This is a genomic window from Streptomyces sp. NPDC102274 (assembly GCF_044766385.1).
GTDB lineage: Bacteria > Actinomycetota > Actinomycetes > Streptomycetales > Streptomycetaceae > Streptomyces.
In genome coordinates this window covers 291,319-309,303 of record NZ_JBIWLW010000004.1, presented here as the reverse complement: position 1 = coordinate 309,303, position 17,985 = coordinate 291,319, and the positions used below count along the sequence as shown (strand labels likewise).

Sequence of the window (17,985 nt, the reverse complement as noted above, 5' to 3'; positions counted from 1 at the left end):
CGGTCACAAGACGGTCCTGTTCTGCCACCTCTCGCCAATACCGGCCTTGCCGAGGCCGGACTGTGACCTTGCGCCTTAGCGTCCTTCTCCTGGCGACCGGCCATGACCCACCGTGACCGACTAGGGAAGAGGATCCACCCCCGTGGCAGCGCACCGAAAGCCCAGACAGCGCACGCTCACCGGCCCCGCCGGCCGTACCGCCGCCACCCTCGCACTCGCCGGGGCCGCGACAGCCACCGCCTTCGACGGCCCCGCACACGCCGAGCCCCGGCTCACCCCGGCCCAGGTCAAGGCCAAGGTGGACGCGTTGTACGAGCAGGCCGAGACCGCCACCGAGCAGTACAACGGGACGAAGGTGAAGGCGGACAAGGCGCGTACCGCGCTCACACATCTGCGGGACGAGGCCACGCGCAGGACGGAACGGCTCAATAGCTCGCGCAACGCGCTCGGTTCGATCGCCTCCGCGCAGTACCGGGCCGGCGGCCTCGACCCCGCCGTACAGCTCGCGCTCAGTTCCTCGCCGGAGGAGTACCTGGAAGGGGCCTCGCTCGCCGAACGGGCCGGTTCCCGGCAGGCCGCCAGGATCGCCGCGATCCGCAAGGAACTCGCCCGCATCGCCGAACTGCGCACCCGGGCCGACGGCCGGCTCACGGAGCTGAGGGCCTCCCAGTCCGAGCTGGCCCGGCACAAGTCCGCCGTCCAGGAGAAGATCGGCTCCGCCGAGCGGCTGCTCGACCGCCTCACCGCGCCGCAGCGCGCCCAGTACGACCAGCGGGGCGGCCAGGACCAGCCGGGCGCCACGTCCATGGCACCCGGCGCGGTGCGGGCGCCGAACGCCCGTGCCGCCGCGGCCGTCGCCTACGCCTACGGGGCGATCGGGAAGCCGTACGTCTGGGGCGCGACCGGGCCCGGTGCCTTCGACTGCTCCGGGCTCACCCAGGCCGCCTGGCGCTCCGCGGGCGTCTCCCTCCCCCGTACCACCTACACCCAGATCAACAGGGGACAGCGGGTCTCACGCGACGCTCTCGCCCCTGGCGACCTGGTGTTCTTCTTCTCCGGCATCAGCCATGTCGGGATCTATGTCGGCGGCGGGCAGATGATCCACGCCCCCCGGCCGGGCTCGGCGGTCCGGCTGGCGCCGCTCGACCAGATGCCGTTCGCCGGCGCCAGTCGGCCCGTGTGAGGACAGTCCCGCCCGCCGCAAGGACAGTCCCGCCCGCCGTAGGGAGGACGGTCCTGCCCGCGTAACGACAGTCCCGCAACTCCGGCGTCGCCGAACGGCCCACACCAGCGTGCCGGTTACCCCTTCCCGGGTCACGATGGGCGCAGCATCCCGTCTGCCCTGAAGGGGGAGCCGTGAGACGAGCCACCGCCGTCAGAGGAACGGTTCTCGCCGTCGGCGCACTTTTCGTCCTGGCGCCTGTCGGCCTCACTCCGCGGGGGTGCGGCGATCTTTCCGGCGGCCGGCTCTGTATCGAGGGCCCGGTGGGCGGCGCGGGACCGTTCACCGTGCGCTACGACCAGTACCACGGCCACCGCAGTGTCGCCGTACGCCTCGGTTACCAGCGCAAGGACGACCGCATCACCGCGTTTCCCGGCTGGCTCGGCACCCAGCAGACCTGGCACGGCCGCGCCGAGCGGACCGGCAGGCTCGACACCGCGCCGGGCGAGTGCATCCGCGGCGTGATGGAGTACCGGGACCGGACGTACGTCACCGAGTGGCACTGCTCGTAGAGCGGACGGGCGCGCGGTCTCAGACGAGCCTGCGCGCCGTCGCCCAGCGCGTCAGCTCATGCCGGTTGGAGAGCTGGAGCTTCCGCAGCACCGCCGAGACATGGGATTCCACGGTCTTCACCGAGATGAAGAGCTGCTTGGCGATCTCCTTGTACGCGTACCCGCGTGCGATCAGCCGCAGCACCTCGCGCTCGCGCTGCGTCAGCCGGTCCATGTCCTCGTCCACCGGCGGGGCGTCCGTCGAGGCGAAGGCGTCCAGGACGAAGCCGGCCAGCCGGGGCGAGAAGACCGCGTCGCCCTCCTGCACCCGGAAGATCGAGTCGACCAGGTCCGTGCCGGTGATCGTCTTGGTGACATAGCCGCGGGCGCCGCCCCTGATGACCCCGATCACGTCCTCGGCCGCGTCCGAGACCGACAGCGCCAGGAAGCGCACCGGATTCTCGCCCGCGCCCATCAGCGGCGCGCAGCGGCGCAGCACCTCCACGCCGCCGCCGCCCGGGAGGTGGACATCGAGGAGCACGACCTCGGGCCGGGTCGCCATGATCACGGTGACCGCCTGGTCGACATCGGCGGCCTCGCCGACGACCTCGACGCCCGTCTCCTCCGTACGGCCGATCTCGGCCTGCACTCCGGTACGGAACATCCGGTGGTCGTCGACGAGCACGACCCGTACGCGCCGGCCGTTCCCCGCCGGGCCGCCGCTCTCCGCACCGGTGGCCCCGGCCTGTGCGCCCTCGCTCATGGTCTCTGTCCCTCGCCCTAGTCGTTCGTCGCTGATACGGACCGCCGGTACACGCCGCTCGCAGCCGCTCGCGCGGACCACCCGCACGAACCACCCGCACGAACCAAGCCGTACGGACCGGCCCTACGGCCGCTCGGACCGGCTCCCGGCCCGGTCCCGGGCCCCGGCACCCGCCCTCAGTCTGCCCGTTCCATCTCCAACTCGACCTCCGTGCCGTTGCCGGGCACCGAACGCAGCCGCGCCGTGCCGCCGTTGCGCTGCATCCGGCCGATGATCGATTCCCGTACACCCATCCGGTCGGCCGGCACCGCGTCCAGGTCGAAGCCGGGGCCCCGGTCCCGTACGGAGAGGAAGACCGTACGGCCCTCCACCTCCGCGAAGACCTGTACGGCGCCGCCCTCGCCACCGTACTTGGCGGCGTTGACCATCGCCTCGCGTGCGGCCTGCATCTGCGCGGCCAGCTTCTCGTCGAGCGGGCAGTCGCCCACGACCACGACCTCGATCGGGACTCCGTGGTAGTCCTCCACCTCCGCCGCCGTGCGCTTCACCGCCTCGGCGAGGGTGGTGGGTTCGTCCTCCTCGTCCTTGCCCGTGCCCTCGGGTTTGTAGAGCCAGGCGCGCAGCTCCCGCTCCTGCGCGCGGGCGAGCCGGCGGACCTCGCCCCCGTCGTCGGCGTTGCGCTGGATGAGCGTGAGGGTGTGCAGCACGGAGTCATGGACATGCGCGGCGACCTCGGCCCGTTCCTGCGCGCGTATACGCATCAGCCTCTCCTCGGAGAGGTCCTGCATCATCCGTACGAGCCAGGGCCCGGCGAGCAGGGCGACACCGGCCACGACCGCGATCGCCCCGGTCAGTACGTTGCCGAGCTGGGTCGCGGCGCCGCGCACCACCATGAAGACGGCCAGGCCGAGGCCGACCAGCGCGACGCCCGCGAAGCCGCGGGCGAGCTGGAAGATCCGGCGGCGTCTGCCGACCTCCGTCCAGCGGGCGCGGCGGGCGTTGTCCGCCTGTCGCCAGACCAGGACGACACCGGCGCCGATCAGCAGGGTGGGCCATATATAGCGGTCGGCCTGGCTCCGGCCCAGATTGACGTTGCCGACGAAGACGGACGCGCCGATCGCCAGCGCGATGAGCGCGAAGATCTGGCCCTTGTCGGGTTTACGGAGGCGGCGCCGGCCGTCCGGGCTGGTCTCGAAGAGGGAACGCGGTTCGGCCGCCGTACCGCCGACACCGAGCGGTACGACGATCCAGAAGACGGCGTAGAGCAGCGCGCCGAGGCCCTGGGCGAAGAAGAGACCGAGGAAGACCAGCCGCACCCAGACGACCGGCAGCCCGAGATGCCCGGCCAGCCCGCGCGCGACACCGCCGAGCATCCGGCCGTCCGCGCTGCGGTAGAGCTTGCGCGGGGCCTGTTCCTCGGGCAGAGGGGCGCGAGAGGCTGAGGGCGCGGCGCGTGGCGGGGCGGCTGGCATGCCATCGATGGTCACATGGCGCGGCGTGCGGGGACATCAGGGTCGTGCCCCTGAGGCGACCCTGATACCTAGGGCGTGCCGTGAGCCAATATCAGGGACAGACCGGGGTCGGGGCCGCTGGAGCCCGCGCCCGCGCGCCGTCACCATGGACGCATGACCCAGCCGCCCCCCGCGCCGCCCGCCGCGCCGCCCCCGGCATCGGCCCCCGGCCCCGTGTCGTCCCGTCCCCTGCCCCCGGACCTGCGGCGCAGCCAGCGTCGGAAGACGGTCGCCGGGGTGTGCGGCGGCCTCGGGCGGTACTGCGACATCGATCCGGTGATCTTCCGGATCGTGATCGGGGTGCTCACGGTGACGGGCGGTATCGGGCTGATCTTCTACGGCATCGCCTGGCTGGTGATCCCGCTGGAGGGCGAGGACGAGAACGAGCTGCGCAGACTGCTGTTGGGCCGGGGCGACGGCTCGTCGCTGATCGCCGTGCTGCTCGCGCTGGTCGGCTGCGGACTGTTCCTGTCCATGCTGGGCGAGGACGGCACGCTCTCCTTCGCCGCGATGCTGTCGATCGCGGTCGTGGGCTCGGCCGTCTGGTCGCAGCGTCGCCGCGTCGCCGCGTCCGACGGCGCGTCCCCCGCCTCCGCGACGGCGCACACCGCGGCGGAGGCGCCCCCCGAGACCAAGGCGCCGCCGGCGCCGGGCGCCACCCCCTCGTGGTGGCGCGACCCGATCGTCAAGGACGGCACCACGGGGCGCCCGGCCGAGACGGCCTATCTGTGGGGTCCGCGGGAGGCCGTCGAGGAGCCCCGGGAGCGGCGCGGCGGCACGACCCCGCTGCTGGTACGGACGCCGCGCCCGCGGGGCCCGCGCAGGATCGGCGGCGCCGTATTTCTGTTCGCCCTGCTGGCGGGCGGGCTCGGCACGGGCCTGACGTGGGACAGCCATTCGTTCGGCCCGAGCCTGGAGATCGGTCTGGCCGCCGCGCTCGCGGTCTTCGGTCTGGGGCTGGTGGTCAGCAGCTTCCTGGGCCGTACCGGCCTGGGCACGATCTTTCTGGCGGTGGTCACGGCCGGGCTGCTCGGGGCCAGCGCGGCGGTGCCCAAGGACATCACCGAGGGGTGGGGCCGCCCGCACTGGACCCCCGCTTCGGTCGCGTCCGTGGAGCCCCGGTACAGGCTGGGCTCCGGCATCGGCACCCTCGATCTGGCCGGCCTGGCCGTCCCCGAGGGACAAACGGTCCGTGCGTCCGCCGAGGTGGGCGCCGGGCAGCTCAAGGTCGTCGTACCGGAAGGAGTGACAGTGCAGGTGCATGCCACGGCCGGTCTCGGGGACATCAGGCTCCCCGGGGAGCCGCCCAACGACGTGGACATCTCCCCGGACCAGTCACGGAAGCGCACACTGTCGCCGCGCGCCGGGTCCGCTCCGGCGGGCACGCTGGAGCTGCGACTCGAAGTCGGCCTCGGCCAGGTGGAGGTGACCCGTGCTACGTCATGACCTCAGGCCGGGCCGGCTCGTGGTGGGGCTGACGGTGCTCGGTACGGCCGTCCTGTACGCGGGCGACGGCGCGGGCACCTGGCACACACCGTGGTACGTAGCCTTCCCGCTGATCTTCGGCGGCCTCTTCCTCGCGTCCGTGGTCGCCTGGACGCACTACCGCATAGTCCGCCGCCGGTTGGCCAGGGCGGCATCCAGCGAGAACATCGGCGCACCGGCCAGCACGAGCGGCAGCCAGGCCATGAGATAGGCGAGGTCGTTGCCATAGTAGTACGGCGTGCTCTGCCAGCTGACCGTCAGCCACAGGCTCAGCGAGATCAGGGCGCCGCCGAACGCGGCGAGCCGGGTGAGCACCCCGAACAGGGTGCCCAGACCCACGGCGAGTTCACCGATGGCGATGGCGTATCCGAACCCCGAGGGGCTCTTGAGCGCCAGATCCACCAGCGCGGGGACGGCCGAGCTGTCCCGGACTGCCCGCATCATCTCGCCGACGGACCCCGCGCCGGTCGCCGAGAAGAATCCGCCCTGGGTGAGTTTGTCGATCCCCGCGTAGATGAAGGTGACGCCGAGGAAGATCCGCAGCGGCAGGAGCGCGTAGCGCGAGACGCTCTCGCGCCGGCCCGTCCGCTCGTCGCCGAGCCGCCCATAGGTGTCCGTCCGGTAGCCGTGCGTCATAGCTGGTCCGCCTCTCCCTGTCCCACGCCGCTGCCGCGGGGGCGAGTGTCCCCGCGTGCCTTGTCCATGCATACGCATCAGGACACGTCCGGCACTCAGTGAACCAGCCATCAGCCTGTCGGAATCGGACAGTCATCAACAGACTCTGAACGGTAAGCGGCCGAATCCGTTCACTACCTGACCCGACCGTTCACACCTGAAGGGACCTCCCGCTCGGCCGAGAAGGGGCCCCACTCGACCGAACAGGACCTAATCCATGACCTCGACGATCACTCGGTTGGTCTCGATTCCGGCCGCCGTCACGACCTGTACCTCGACGGGGCCCGGCTCCACATCCACCGGTACGGGCACGGTGAGCGAGGTGTCCGACGGATTGGCGAAGCCGCCGGGGACCGGCACCAGCGGGACATGGACATGGACCGCGCCGATCCTGACGACCATCCGGGCCAGCCGGTCCGGGATGCCCGCGCCCGGCGGTACGAATCCGGCCCCGCGAATCTCGATGTCGTCGCCGGTACGGATCGGGGCGTCCAGATCGCCCGCCTCCCTGGCCCGTACCACCGACAGGACGACGGGCCGCCCGCCCTCCGCGTACTTGCCCGCGAAATAGGTGGCGGCGGAGACCGCGACCAGCAGCGCCAGTGCCCAGGGCAGATCGGGCAGTTGCTCGGGCCGGCGGGCCAGCCGGACCGCCGAGAAGATCACGGCGACGGCGCTCACCAGCGTGTACTGCACATCCGTGAAGCTGCCGCGCCCGGCGTCGTCGCAGAGCAGATCGGCCGGCCGCGGCCGATCCGCCCGTACCTTCTGGAGCCGCTGGCCCAGGACCCGTACGGCCACCACCCGGCGTACGACGACGGCGATGGCGCACACCACGGCCAGTACGGTCACCATGCCCGCGCCCCGGGCCAGTTCGAGGCCGGCGATCAGCTCGTCACGCCGGGCGGGCCCGGAGGCACCCGCCAACTGGAGGGCGAGGACGAGCACGGAGAAGACGGCGAGCAGGACCCAGGCGGAGGCGACGGTCCGTGAGGTCGACAGCCGGTTGTCCTCGCCGATCAGCGGCGCGAGCAGGCCGCCGCGGCTCCGGTGCAGCCGGGCGGCGGCGGTCAGCAGCCCGGCGACGACGAGGGCGGCGAGCAGTCCGGCCGTACGCGCGAGCGTCCAGCCGGCACCTATCGCGGTCGCGGACTGGACCAGCGCGAGCAGAACGACCCCGCCCCACACCACCAGCAGCGTGCGCCGCCGGACGGTATGCAGCCAGGCGTCGCCCGCCTCACGGCTGCGGTCGGCCACCGCGTTGGCCGACTGGGTGAGTTCGTCGGAGACCCACTGGCGGGAGGCCCCGGCCGAGTGCGCCACCGCGGCGGGCAGCCCCTGTCCCGCGGCCAGTTCGTCCCGCTTCACCAGGAACGCGGCCACCGCCCGCCGGTGACCCTCCCGCGCTCCGTGCGGGCAGTCCCCGCACGTACAGCCACCGCCGTGCGCGCCCTGCCTCGCCTCTTGCACCGCCACGCCGAACGCCGCCTTCCCCGCCCCATCCACCGAACTTCCTTGCAACGCAAGGGAATTCTGCCGCACGGAGGGCAACCCGCGCGCCGTAGAGGCGCCCCGGACGGGTGACAACAGCGTTACGGTGTTGATGCCAGAGGCGCGCTACCCGTCACTCCCACTCGATGGTGCCCGGCGGCTTGCTCGTCACATCGAGGACCACGCGGTTGACCTCCGCGACCTCATTGGTGATCCGCGTGGAGATCCGCGCCAGCACGTCGTACGGCATCCGCGTCCAGTCGGCGGTCATCGCGTCCTCGGACGAGACGGGCCTGAGCACGATCGGATGGCCGTATGTACGCCCGTCGCCCTGCACACCCACGGACCGCACATCCGCGAGGAGGACCACCGGGCACTGCCAGATGTCCCGGTCGAGCCCGGCCGCGGTCAGCTCCTCGCGGGCGATCGCGTCGGCCTCGCGCAGCAGGTCGAGGCGCTCGCGCGTGACCTCGCCGACGATCCGGATACCGAGGCCGGGTCCGGGGAAGGGCTGGCGCTGGACGATCTCGTCCGGCAGCCCCAGCTCCTGGCCGACCATCCTGACCTCGTCCTTGAACAGCTTGCGCAGCGGCTCGACGAGCTCGAACTCGATGTCGTCGGGGAGCCCGCCGACATTGTGGTGCGACTTGATGTTGGCGGTGCCGGTGCCGCCGCCGGACTCGACCACGTCCGGGTACAGCGTGCCCTGGACGAGGAACGCGACGTCCTCGCCCTCCGCGCCCGCCTCGGCGACGATCTCGGCCTGCGCCTGCTCGAAGACCCGGATGAACTCACGGCCGATGATCTTCCGCTTCTGCTCGGGGTCGGAGACCCCGGCCAGCGCGGTGAGGAAGCGCTCCTCCGCGTCGACGACCCTGAGCTGCACTCCGGTGGCGGCGACGAAGTCCTTCTCGACCTGCTCCGTCTCGCCCTTGCGCATCAGCCCGTGGTCGACATACACACAGGTCAGCTGGGAGCCGATGGCCTTCTGGACGAGGGCCGCGGCCACGGCCGAGTCCACCCCGCCCGACAGCCCGCAGATCGCGCGCTTGGTGCCGACCCGCTCACGGATGAGGGCGACCTGCTCGTCCACCACATTGGCGGTGGTCCAGGTCGGCTCGATACCGGCGCCGCGGTAGAGGAAGTGCTCCAGGACCTGCTGGCCATAGGTGGAGTGCATGACCTCGGGGTGGTGCTGCACCCCGTACAGCTTCTTCTCGTCGTCCTCGAACGCGGCGACGGGTACGACATCGGTGGAGGCCGTGACGGTGAACCCGGCGGGCGCGGCGGAGCAGGCGTCGCCGTGCGACATCCAGACGGATTGCTCCGCCGGGGTGCCCTCGAAGAGGGTGGAGCCGGTCTTGGAGACCCGCAGCTCCGTACGGCCGTACTCCCGCGCTCCCGTGTTGTCGACGGTGCCGCCGAGCGAGGTCGCCATCAGCTGGAAGCCGTAGCACATGCCGAAGACGGGGACGCCCGCCTCGAAGAGCGCGCGGTCGACGCTCGGGGCGTTCTCCGCGTACACGGAGGACGGGCCGCCGGAGAGGATGATCGCCCGGGGGTTCTTGGCCAGCATCTCGGCCACCGGCATCGAGGACGGGACGATCTCGCTGTAGACCCGTGCCTCGCGGACGCGGCGGGCGATGAGCTGGGCGTACTGCGCGCCGAAGTCGACGACGAGTACGACGTCGGGAGCGGCGGCGGGGGGTGCTGCTGGCACGGGGGCGGCCTTCCGGCGGTGATGGAACGTGGAGTGTCGTGGTCCCAATTCTAACGGCGGGCGAACACCGGCCGAGGACAGCTGCTCGTCTCACCATCCGAACCCGCTGTGCCCCGCGCGGCCGCGCGGGGTCCATACTGTCCGTATGCACACGCAGCTGACCTTCGTCTTTACCTATGGCACCGGCCCGTCCGGCTGCCATGGTCGTGCTGCTTGAGCTGACAAGCGACTTCCCAGGCGCCCCGGGCCGACAAGGCCCGGGGCGTCTGTCGCGTTCGGGGCCCTGTCGCCGCCGGGGCCGTTCATCCCCCGAGAAGGAACCCCGAATGACTGTCACGGAGAACACCGGCGCCCGTACCGAAGAGGCCGCCACGCTCATCGGAGACGCGCGCGAACGCGTCGACGCGCTGGACGACCGGATCATCGGTCTCGTCCAGGAACGGATGGCGGTCTCGGCCGTCATCCAGGACGCCCGGATCACCTCCGGTGGACGCCGGGTGAACCTCTCCCGCGAGATGGAGATCCTCGGCCGCTACCGGGAAGCCCTCGGCAAACCGGGTACGGCGCTGGCGATGACCCTGCTGGAGCTGAGCCGGGGCCGCATCTGAGTTCGGGTGCCGCTCTCACCCGTACGGCGCGTGACCGGTTCCCGCGAGGCTTCGTTGGACCGTGCGTCCATGCCCAGCCAGGGCCGTGGGCGTGCGGGAAAGACTGAGAACAGAGAAAAACCACGCGTGGCTCCGCCGGGGCGTGCGGCGTACCGCAGGTGCGTCGTGGGACCTCGCCCCGGCGTTCGTGACCGGTCGGCAGGGGACAGCAGCCCGGTCACCCAGGGGCGGTCGGTTCCGGGGACGCCCGGAGCCGACCGCCCTTCGTGTCCGCTCCCACAGGCTCATCCCTGTGACGCAGGTCACTTGAAGATTCTGTGAAGAACGCGGCAACCATTCCCGCATGTCACGGGTCTTGCTTGCGACATCAACGGCCTCACCCGTGACCCCACACCTGGGAAGCTCCGCGGGAGCGACGCCGCCGTGTAACGCGCGCACGGACTCAGTGGGGCGCTGCACTCGGAGGGGGGTGCAGCGCCCCGCTGCGCATCGCCGCGTCTGCCTCTGCCTCCGCCCACCGTCTCTCTCACACCTGCTTCGGCGGAGTCTCTCTCACTCCCGCTTCGGCGGAACCTTCGGCATCGCCACGAACGGCAGCCTCAGCGCCCCGAACGCCTCCTCCGGCACGGCCGGGGACACCGGCGCGACCGGGTCCTGCCTGACGTACGCGGCCCCCTGCTCGGGCCGGGGGTCGGGCTCGCCCTTGTTCGGCCAGAACGACATCGCGCGTTCGGCCTGGGCCGTGATCGTCAGGGACGGGTTCACCCCCAGGTTCGCCGAGACCGCGGAGCCGTCGACCACCGAGATGCCGGGGTGTCCGTACAGCCGGTGGTACGGATCGATCACGCCCTCCTCCGCCGAGGCCCCGATGACGCAGCCGCCCAGGAAGTGCGCGGTCAGCGGCGTACCCATCAGCTCGCCCACATTGCTGCCCGCGAAGCCGTTGATCTCCTCCGCGATCAGCGTCGCGGCCCGGGTCGCCTCGGGAATCTGCTTCGGGTTGGGGGCACCGTGCCCCTGGCGCGCGGTGAGCAGCCCCTTTCCCACGCCGCCCGGTTTCCGGTAGGTCGTCAGGGAGTTGTCCAGCGACTGCATGACGAGGCCGATGATCGTCCGCTCCGACCAGCGGCGGTTGGAGAGCGAACGGAGCGCCGCCATGGGATGCCTGGCCGCGTTCCCGAGCCAGCTCCGCACCCGCCGCTCGCTGTACGGCACCTGAAGGAGCGTCAGCGCGCCCATCGCGTTGGAGCCCTTGCCGTAGCGCACCGGCTCGATATGGGTGGTCTCGTTCGGATGGATCGAGGACGTGATGGCGACGCCCCGGGTGAAGTCGGCCTTCGCCGCGCCGTGCCGCGCGCGGTAGCGCCGGTCGTCGGTCTGCGCGCCCACCAGAGCCTCGGAGTTGCTACGGGTCAGCTCGCCGAGCCGGGCCGAGAGGCGCGGCAGCAGTCCGCGGTCCCGCATGGTGTGCAGCAGGGTCTGGGTGCCGTACGTACCGGCGGCGATCACGACCCGGCGGGCGCGCAGGACTCTCGTCCGGCCTTTCTGGCGGCCCTTCCCGCGCACCTGGGTGGGGACCGTCGTGACGCGGAGGCCGCCCTCCCCGTCCTCCGTCACGGCAACCACCGAGGTCATCGGGTGGACGACCGCCCCGGCGCGCTCGGCCAGATACAGATAGTTCTCGTTGAGGGTGTTCTTGGCGCCGTGCCGGCAGCCCGTCATGCACTCGCCGCACTGCCTGCAGGCGGTGCGCGAGGGGCCCGCCCCGCCGAAGTACGGGTCGTCCACGGCCGCCCCGGGCCGGGTCTTCGCCGTACCGTCCGCGTCCTGGCCGTCCCCGAAGAAGACGCCGACCGGCGCGAGATGGAAGCTGTCGCCGACGCCCATCGCCTCGGCCGCCGCCTTCAGATGGACGTCCGAGGGGGTCATGGTCGGATTGAGCCGTACGCCGAGCATGCGGCGCGCCTGGTCGTAGTACGGCTTCAACTCCTGCTGCCAGTCGGTGATGGCCGCCCACTGCGGGTCGTTGAAGAACGCGGCGGGCGGTACGTACAGCGTGTTGGCGTAGTTGAGGGAGCCGCCGCCGACCCCGGCGCCCGCCAGCACCATCACATTGCCGAGGAGATGGACGCGCTGGATGCCGTACAGCCCGAGGGCGGGGGCCCACAGGTAGTTCTTGAGGTCCCAGGAGTTCCTGGGGAGGGTGGCGCGGGTGAAGCGGCGGCCCGCCTCCAGGACGCCGACCCGGTACCCCTTCTCGGTCAGCCGCAGCGCGGAGACCGAGCCGCCGAAGCCGGAGCCGACGACGAGCACGTCGTAGTCGTACGCGGCGTCGTCGTATTCTCCGTCGCGGACCGCTGATTTTCCGTCGCGGGCCGCCGCGCGGCTTGGCCGTTTGCCCTGATTCCGGGCCTGGTTGTCCTGTGCCACTGGCTCTCCTCATCGAGACCGTGTGCTGAACTACCGCGTGCCGAACCGCGTGACGACCTGGCGCTCAGGAACCGGCGCTCACGAACCGGCGCTCATGAACCGGCGTGTCCCGGACTACCGCAGCCGCAGCGCCTTCATGACCCGCAGACCGTGGCTGATCACAGCCGCGTACTTCTCGTCGTCCATCCCCAGGAACGGCGCCATGGGCAGGATCCGCTGCTGCGCGACCGTCTGGGCCTCGGTGAACTTGAGGATCCCCTCGGAGCCGTGCCGCCTGCCGAGACCGGAGTCCTTCATGCCGCCCATCGGCGACCGCACGCTGCCGTACGTCGGCGCGTATCCCTCGTTGATGTTGACCGTGCCGGTGCGCAGCCGGGCCGCGACCGCGTGGCCGCGCCGGGAGTCCTTCGTCCACACGCTCGCGTTGAGGCCGTACGGCGTGGCGTTGGCGAGGCCGATCGCCTCGTCCTCGTCGCTGAACCGGTAGACGGAGACGACCGGGCCGAACGTCTCCTCCGCGCACACCGCCATCGGCGCGTCGACCCCGTCCAGGATGGTCGGCTCGTAGAAGAGCGGCCCGATGTCGGGACGCGCGACGCCGCCCGCGACGACCGTGGCGCCCTTGGCGACGGCCTCCTCGACATGGCGGGTGACCGTCTCCAGCTGGCGTTCACCCACCAGGGAGCCCATGTCGGCGCCGTACGCGAGGGAGTTGCCGAGCCGCATGGCCTTCGTACGGGCGGCGAACCGCTCCAGGAACGCGTCGGCGACCGCGTCATGGACGTACAGCCGCTCGATCGAGATGCAGAGCTGTCCGGCGGAGGAGAAGCAGGCACGCACCGCGCCCGCCGCCGCCTTCTCCACATCGGCGTCCGCGAGGACCAGCATGGCGTTCTTGCCGCCGAGTTCGAGCGAGACGCCGACGAGCCGGTCGGCGGCTCCCCTGGCGACCTCGCGGCCGGTACGGGTCGAGCCGGTGAAGGAGACGTAGTCGGCGTGCCTGACGACCTCCGGGCCGATGACCGGTCCCTCGCCGAGGACGACAAGGAAGACCTCGGGCGGCAGCCCCGCCTCGATCAGCAGATCGCGGGCCCACAGCGCGGTGAGAGCGGTCTCGGTGTCGGGCTTCATCACGACGGCGTTGCCCGCCACGAACGCGGGCAGCGCGTCGCCCGCGGACAGCTCCAAGGGGTAGTTCCAGGGCGCGATCTGGCCGATGACCCCGCGCGGCTGGCGCAGCTCGGTGACCTTCGTCAGGGCCGGTACGACGCCGGTGTGGCGCTTCGGCCGGAGATACGACGCGGCGGCGCGCCCGTAGTGCCGGGCTTCGATGACCAGCCCCTGGACCTCTTCGTGTGCGTGCAGCCTGGCCTTGCCGGTCTCCAGCTGGATCAGATCGAGCACCTCGGCCTGGCGCTCCAGCACGAGATCGTGGAAACGGAGCAGTACCTCGGCCCGCTGCCGGACGGGAAGCGCCGCCCAGAGGGGCTGGGCCGCGCGGGCGCGCTCGAAGGCCGCCGCCACGTCCTCGGGGGTGGACTCGGGAAGCTCCGCCAGCCGTTCCCCGGTGAAGGGTGCGTGGTTGGCGGTACGGCCCGAGCCGACGACACCGCGCGCGAGCCGGACGACCACCTCGGGGGTGACCACATCGGCCGCGGTGCGCGCACCGGCCGGCGCGGCGGCCACCGGATTGGTCCCGAGGCTCCCGGGGGCCCCGGTGGTGTCATGGACGGTGGTGGGGGTGGCGGGAGCCTGCGAGTCCGTCATGATGGCGAGCGTATTCCGCGATCCCGGCTTTGGGTACCCGTCGGTAACAGCTTTTCGCCAGGCACCCACCACGCCGGCGATCACTGGCACATAACCCCTGATCAGCGGTGTACGGCGGGCCGGGACGGCTGACCGTGCGCAGGTGTCTCCTGGCTACGACTGCCCGAGGTCGAGATGGTCGGCGACCGTCGCGTACAGCTCCTCACCGTCCTTCAGTGCCGCGCCCTGGGCGGGCATGGCCACCCTCAGCCGCAGATAGGTGTCGTCCTTGCCGGGGATGACGAGTTCGTGCCAGCGGTAGCGGACGGGAAAGTCGTCCGAATCGCTGTAGTCGGTGAAGTCGGTGACCATCTCGAAGCCGGGCTTGCCCTGGTGCTCGACATCCTCGCTGGTGACCTTGGCGTCCTTGATCTCCGTACCGTTCACGCCACCGCGCTCGTAGTGGGTCTTCCAGACGTCCGCCTTCGGCTCCAGCAGATCGTTGTCCGGCAGCCTCTGGTTCCGCTCGATGAAGATGCCGAAGACCCCGCTGGGGTCGTTGTAGGTGACGCCGGTGTCATCGGTCGTCTGCTCGCGCCGGTAGTCGTCGGGGACCCCGACCTGGGCGCGGAGGATCTCGTTCTCCGGACGGATCCCCCAGCCCTCGGGGAGCCCGCCGCCGCCGAAGGGGTTGGCGAGGAGCAGTACGAGGGCGACGGCCACGGCCAGTACGCCCGCGCCCAGGCCGTACCGCGCCGGACGGCTCCGCCGGAGCACCGGGGGGACCCAGCCGCCGAGGCCCGTGGCAGCGGGCCCGGGACCGGCTCCGGAGTACGGCCGGGTAGTGGCCGGCGGGCGCGCCACCGACTCCAGGACCGCCCGGATCTCCGCCGCGTCCGGCCGCGCCGCCGGATCCTTGCGCAGCAGCCGCATCACGAGCGTGCCGAACGCCCCCGAGCCGCGCGCGGGCATCTGCGGCTCCGCGGACAGCACGGCCTGGAGCGTGGCGGGGACATGGGAACGGCGGTACGGCGACATGCCCTCGACCGCCGCGTACAGCACCACGCCCAGCGACCACAGGTCCGACTCCGGGCCCGGCTGCCGGCCGAGCACCCGCTCGGGCGCTATGAACTCGGGCGAGCCGACGAACGCGCCGGTCTCGGTCAGCCCCTGCTCGCCCTCCACCTGGGCGATCCCGAAGTCGCTGAGGACGACCCGGTCGCCGCGCCCGAGGAGCACATTGTCCGGCTTGACGTCACGGTGCAGTACGCCCTTCTCGTGCGCGGCCGTGAGCGCGTCCAGTACGGCGAGTCCGATACGGGCCGCCTCGCGCGGGTCGAGCGTGCCCTCCTGGAGCCGGTCGGCGAGCGACTGACCGCGCACCAGCTCCATCACGATCCACGGCTTGGCGTCCTCGATCACCACATCGTGCATGGTGACGACGGCGGGGTGGTCGATCCTGGCGGCGGCGCGGGCCTCGCGCTGCATCCGCAGATACACGCGCTCCCGGTCGCGCTCGCCCACATTGTCCGGAACCCTCGGCTCCTTGATCGCCACATCGCGGTCCACGACCTCGTCGTGAGCCAGCCAGACCGTGCCCATCCCGCCGTGTCCGAGCCGGGACACCAGCCGGTAGCGGCCACCGAGCACGCGCCTGGCGGCCGGATCGGCGACGGACCCGGGCGCGGGGGCGGGGGCGGGGGCGGACCCGAGCACGGGCCCGGACCCGGGCACGGGAGCTTGCGGGACCTGGGCATCCTGCGTGGGCGGGTATCCGGTGTCCCCCGGCCCCGCGTTCTGTGGCGGCACCCGCGGTGCGTCCGGCGGCCTGAGTTCGTAACTGGTGGGCTCGTTCACCCGTCCCCCGTCATAGGTCATGTACGTATCCTCACGAAGCGCGGCCGCGATCGCGAAGCCGTTTCACCGGCCGGTATCGGTCGGTGGCGCCTGCCAGCTGCGCAGTACGGCGTCGAACTGCTTGCGCGTCGTCGCCCAGTCCTCCTCGGGACCGGCCATGTAGATCGCGTACTCCGTACCGCTGTCGTCCGAGTAGTAGAGCTGGTCGATCGCGTGCCGCTTGCCGGGGTTTCCGGTCTTCTCGGTCCAGGTGAACTCCCAGATGGCGGACTTCACCTGATCGCGGTAGGTGTTCGGGGCCAGCTTGAGCCTGGCGTAGTCCGGGAAGTTCTGGACGGTCTGCTCCATGCTCAGCAAGTGCATGTACGGATTCTCGAAATCGGGCGTGCCGACGCTGATCCGTATGAGATGACGGCCGTTGTCCGGGGTGTAGTCGATCTGGTCGCCGTCCATCTGGCGTTCCCAGCCCTGAGGGACGTTGAGGCTGAAGCCCTCCTCGGCCTCGACATGGGTCCAGCCCTCGGGCGTGGTCCCGCTGCCGGCGCCTTCCTCGCCCGCCGTACTGCCGGCCGTGCCGCCGTCCGCCGTACCGTCGCCCTTCGTACCGCCGTCTGTCGGGGCGTCGCTCGCGGACGAGCCGCCCCCGTCGTCGGTGGAGGCACCGTTGTCGGTGGGGGCACCGTTGTCGGCGGAGGCACCCCCGTCGCCGTAATTCAGCGCGGCGAAGCCGATGCCGCCGCCGAGGACGGCCGCCACGACCACGGCCACGAGCGTCGTACGCCAACGGCCCCGGCGGCCGGGGCCCGAGGGCGCGGCCTGCGGCACCGGAGCGGTCACGGAGCCTGGAGCGGGACCGAAGGCGGGTGCCGGGCCGGTGGCGGGTGCCTGGCCCATGGCGGATGCCTGGACGGTGGCACCGGGCGCGTAGGGCGCCCCGGCGAACGGCGGCTGCGCGGCGGCCATCTGCCGCTCTCCGTACGGCAGATGACGCGTCGGCTCGTGCTCCTCGGCCCCGGCGGACGTCCGGCCCTCGGCCACCTCGCGCAGCATGTGCTGGCTCTGCTCCGCGCCGGGCCGTCCGTCCTGGTCCTTGCGCAGCAGCGCGGCGATGACGGGCGCGAGCGGGCCCGCCTGGTCGGGGTAATCGGGCTCGTCCGTCACCACGGCCTGCATGGTGGACAGCGGCGAACTCCGGCGGAACGGCGAGCCCCCCTGCACCGCCGTGTAGAGCGTCACCCCGAGCGACCAGAGGTCGGAGGCGGGGCCGGGATCGCCGCCCCGTACCCGTTCGGGAGCCAGATAGTCGATGGAACCGATGAGTTCACCGGTCCTGGTGATGGTCGAGTCGCCCTCTATCGCCGCGATCCCGAAGTCGGTGAGCAGCACCCGGCCGTCGCGCGCGAGCAGGACATTGCCGGGCTTCACATCGCGGTGCAGCACCCCGGCCGCGTGCGCGGCGCGCAGCGCGTCGAGGACCGCGAGACCGATCCTGGCCGCCTCGCGGTAGTCGATCCGGCCGGACTCCTTCACGGCGTCGGCGAGGGAGGGGCCGTCGACGTACTGCATGACGATCCACGGCCGGCCGTCGTGCTCCAGCACATCGTGGACGGTGACGACACCCGGGTGACTGATCCGGGCCGCGGCCCGCGCCTCCTTCTGCGTCCGCTGGTGCAGTACGGCGCGGTCGGCCTCGGAGACATAGCGCCCCGCGGTCAACTCCTTGATGGCGACGATCCGGTGGAGCACCTCGTCATGTGCCCGCCACACCTTGCCCATGCCGCCGCTGCCGATGGATTCGGCCAGCCGGTATCGCCCGGCGAGCAGCGGCCCCGCGGCCGCCGCGTCCCTGCCCGTTCCCGATCTCGAACCGGATCCCGTTCCCGATCCCGCGCCCGTGCTCGTTCCCGTGCCCTGTGTCTGCTCCACGTCCCAGCCCCGTTCCTTGGGATCACAGATTACGGAGGGGACATACGGACGCGGAACCTC

At 71.6% G+C, this 17,985-nt stretch carries 13 protein-coding genes; 4 read left to right on the top strand and 9 right to left on the bottom strand.

The annotated features are described in order from the left end of the window. Positions 1–142: 142 nt before the first annotated feature. Both ACIRQP_RS08010 and ACIRQP_RS08005 read left to right on the top strand, forming a co-directional pair. On the top strand, positions 143–1,183 hold the full coding sequence (locus ACIRQP_RS08010; RefSeq protein ID WP_403885081.1) for an NlpC/P60 family protein: 1,041 nt from the start codon (positions 143–145) through the stop codon (positions 1,181–1,183). A 173-nt stretch (positions 1,184–1,356) separates the two neighbouring features. Next, positions 1,357–1,734, top strand: a complete 378-nt coding sequence (locus tag ACIRQP_RS08005) for a hypothetical protein (protein WP_403885079.1) — start codon at positions 1,357–1,359, stop codon at positions 1,732–1,734. 19 nt (positions 1,735–1,753) lie between these two features. On the opposite strand, the gene ACIRQP_RS08000 is transcribed toward ACIRQP_RS08005, so the two are convergent. Next, complete coding sequence (locus ACIRQP_RS08000; RefSeq protein ID WP_403885076.1) at positions 1,754–2,476, bottom strand: LuxR C-terminal-related transcriptional regulator; 723 nt, start codon at positions 2,474–2,476, stop codon at positions 1,754–1,756. A gap of 176 nt (positions 2,477–2,652) precedes the next feature. Beyond that, positions 2,653–3,948, bottom strand: coding sequence for a PspC domain-containing protein (locus tag ACIRQP_RS07995; RefSeq protein WP_403885073.1), 1,296 nt, complete (start codon positions 3,946–3,948; stop codon positions 2,653–2,655). Between the two features lie 153 nt (positions 3,949–4,101). Between ACIRQP_RS07995 and ACIRQP_RS07990 the strand changes: the two genes are divergently transcribed. After that, positions 4,102–5,433: a PspC domain-containing protein gene (locus ACIRQP_RS07990; protein WP_403885070.1), complete on the top strand. Its 1,332-nt coding sequence runs from the start codon at positions 4,102–4,104 to the stop codon at positions 5,431–5,433. Between the two features lie 156 nt (positions 5,434–5,589). Here the strand turns inward: ACIRQP_RS07990 and ACIRQP_RS07985 are convergent, their stop codons facing one another. The 3 genes from ACIRQP_RS07985 to guaA form a co-directional block, all read right to left on the bottom strand. Then, entirely contained in the window at positions 5,590–6,108 is a 519-nt protein-coding gene (locus tag ACIRQP_RS07985) for a DoxX family protein (RefSeq protein ID WP_403885067.1), read from the bottom strand. A 249-nt stretch (positions 6,109–6,357) separates the two neighbouring features. Continuing rightward, positions 6,358–7,623: a hypothetical protein gene (locus ACIRQP_RS07980; RefSeq protein WP_403885385.1), complete on the bottom strand. Its 1,266-nt coding sequence runs from the start codon at positions 7,621–7,623 to the stop codon at positions 6,358–6,360. A gap of 148 nt (positions 7,624–7,771) precedes the next feature. Continuing rightward, positions 7,772–9,358, bottom strand: a complete 1,587-nt coding sequence (gene guaA / locus ACIRQP_RS07975; RefSeq protein WP_403885065.1) for a glutamine-hydrolyzing GMP synthase — start codon at positions 9,356–9,358, stop codon at positions 7,772–7,774. 176 nt (positions 9,359–9,534) lie between these two features. Between guaA and ACIRQP_RS07970 the strand changes: the two genes are divergently transcribed. Next, positions 9,535–9,966 carry a chorismate mutase gene (locus tag ACIRQP_RS07970; RefSeq protein WP_403885062.1) on the top strand — a complete coding sequence of 144 codons (432 nt, stop codon included), beginning with the start codon at positions 9,535–9,537 and terminating at the stop codon, positions 9,964–9,966. 552 nt (positions 9,967–10,518) lie between these two features. Here ACIRQP_RS07970 and ACIRQP_RS07965 read toward each other — a convergent pair. The 4 genes from ACIRQP_RS07965 to ACIRQP_RS07950 all read right to left on the bottom strand — a co-directional run bounded on the left by ACIRQP_RS07965 (position 10,519) and on the right by ACIRQP_RS07950 (position 17,823). Further along, positions 10,519–12,396, bottom strand: coding sequence for a GMC oxidoreductase (locus ACIRQP_RS07965; protein WP_403885060.1), 1,878 nt, complete (start codon positions 12,394–12,396; stop codon positions 10,519–10,521). Between the two features lie 114 nt (positions 12,397–12,510). Beyond that, positions 12,511–14,163, bottom strand: coding sequence for a succinic semialdehyde dehydrogenase (locus ACIRQP_RS07960; RefSeq protein ID WP_403885057.1), 1,653 nt, complete (start codon positions 14,161–14,163; stop codon positions 12,511–12,513). Positions 14,164–14,316: 153 nt separating this feature from the next. Beyond that, the gene (locus ACIRQP_RS07955) at positions 14,317–16,020 is read right to left on the bottom strand and encodes a serine/threonine-protein kinase (protein ID WP_403885054.1); all 1,704 of its coding nucleotides are present in this window, start codon (positions 16,018–16,020) and stop codon (positions 14,317–14,319) included. A gap of 42 nt (positions 16,021–16,062) precedes the next feature. Continuing rightward, positions 16,063–17,823 carry a protein kinase gene (locus tag ACIRQP_RS07950; RefSeq protein WP_403885382.1) on the bottom strand — a complete coding sequence of 587 codons (1,761 nt, stop codon included), beginning with the start codon at positions 17,821–17,823 and terminating at the stop codon, positions 16,063–16,065. Between the last annotated feature and the right edge of the window lie 162 nt (positions 17,824–17,985).